General features: G+C 70.6%; 2 protein-coding genes. Both read right to left on the reverse strand.

Annotation, left to right across the window (positions count from 1 at the left end; all coding sequences use genetic code 11):
- Positions 1-876 (reverse strand): succinylglutamate desuccinylase/aspartoacylase family protein (locus tag HUK84_RS17900; protein WP_176641453.1); only part of this gene is annotated, 876 nt, incomplete at its 3' end.
- Positions 877-887: 11 nt separating this feature from the next.
- The gene (locus tag HUK84_RS17905) at positions 888-1,319 is read right to left on the reverse strand and encodes a type II toxin-antitoxin system VapC family toxin (RefSeq protein WP_176641454.1); all 432 of its coding nucleotides are present in this window, start codon (positions 1,317-1,319) and stop codon (positions 888-890) included.
- Positions 1,320-1,481: the final 162 nt, after the last annotated feature.

Here is a 1,481-nt window from a genome sequence, read left to right on the forward strand (position 1 = left end):
GTCCGGCCGGTCGATCAGGCCGCGCCGTTCGAGGATGCGGTAGAGGGCGGCCGCCTGGTCCTGGGCCATGCCGAGATCGACATCGTCGTTGCTGCCCAGTTCCAAGGTCGCGGCGGCGCAGGCGGGGGGGATCGCGGCATCGGGGAAGCGTCGCGCCAGGTCCTGCCATGGGAGGCTGCAGGCCTCGTCGAACGGGTTGCCGCCGGAGATGTCGGCCAGCAGCACCGCGCGCGCGTCGATTTCGGCGGCGATGTCGCGCATCTGCGGCCAGAGCGGCGTGCCGACATACATATGGCGCTGGGCTTGGTTGTCGGCATGCAGATCCAGCACCAGGTCGGCGTCATGCGCCAGGGTGAGCAGGCGATGGCGCAGTCCGTCGAGCGCCGTCGCCGGCCGCATCGCCGCCAGTGCCTCGGCCATCGCGGCACGGATGCGCGCGACATTCGCCGCCGCATCGCCGTCCAGGCGGCCCGCCAGAATCCTGGACGCAAGAGCGGCCAGGTCGGGATAGCCGCGGTTGAAATTGCCGCCGGACGCGGTTTCGGTGCGTCCGAGCAGGAAGCCCTGCCGCCATTGCGTCAGGCCGATCGGGTTGGCCTGCGGCAATATGAGGATCTCGCCGCGCAGCCGGCCGCGGGCGGCGGCTTCGTCGAGCAGCCGGCGCAGGAAATACAGTGCCAGCATGCCGGGAAATTCATCGGCGTGGAGCCCGGCCTGGAGATGCGCCTTGGGCCGGGCGCCCGGCGTGCCGTAGCGGAAGACCGTCACGGTATGGACGTGGCCCGCCGCGTCGGGGGGCAGGGGATAAAGCTGCCGCGTGGCGGCGGCCGAGGGCTCGCCTGCCGCCGGGGGCGGGGTGTCGGCGGGGAATGGCATGCGTCCGTCCTTCAGATCTCGGAATCCACGTCGCCGGTGGTGTCGCGACTTTGGAGGCCGGGGAGGCCGGGGAGAGCGGCCAGGGCGTCGTCGATGCGGAACATCTCCATCTCGTAATAGGCGGCGCAGGCGGCGTTCAGGCAGTGCACGACGTCCGGCGCGGCTATGTTGCCCGCGGCCTCGCCCGCGAGCGGGACCAGCTTGGAGCCCGGCGGCATGTCGCGCAGTTCGATGTCGTGCGCGTCCAGGAACGAAGCGACGGCATCCTGCGTCTCGGCATGGGTCTTGCCGGGCTCGTGGGGCTTGCCGAGGGCGAGCACGGTTTCGACCACCGCGAGCGGGGTGGTCATGCGTTTCCAGTCCGCCTGGATCGCGGGGGCCAGCTTCCGGGCCAGGGCCTCGTCGGACAGCAGGGCGGTCAGGGCCTGGGAATCGAAATACATGGCTGAACCTTTCTTCTCTTCCTGTGGTGCGTTTCTTCCGCCGGTCCGTTCAGGTGTCCCGGTCACGGATGCTTTCGATGTCGAGGAGGCCGCTGCCGTTGCCCGTCGCGGTGAAGCGCAGCGCGATCGGCCCGTCATGCGGGGGGCCGCCGGTGCCGCGCC

It is taken from the genome of Nguyenibacter vanlangensis (assembly GCF_013376155.1).
Lineage (GTDB): Bacteria > Pseudomonadota > Alphaproteobacteria > Acetobacterales > Acetobacteraceae > Gluconacetobacter > Gluconacetobacter vanlangensis.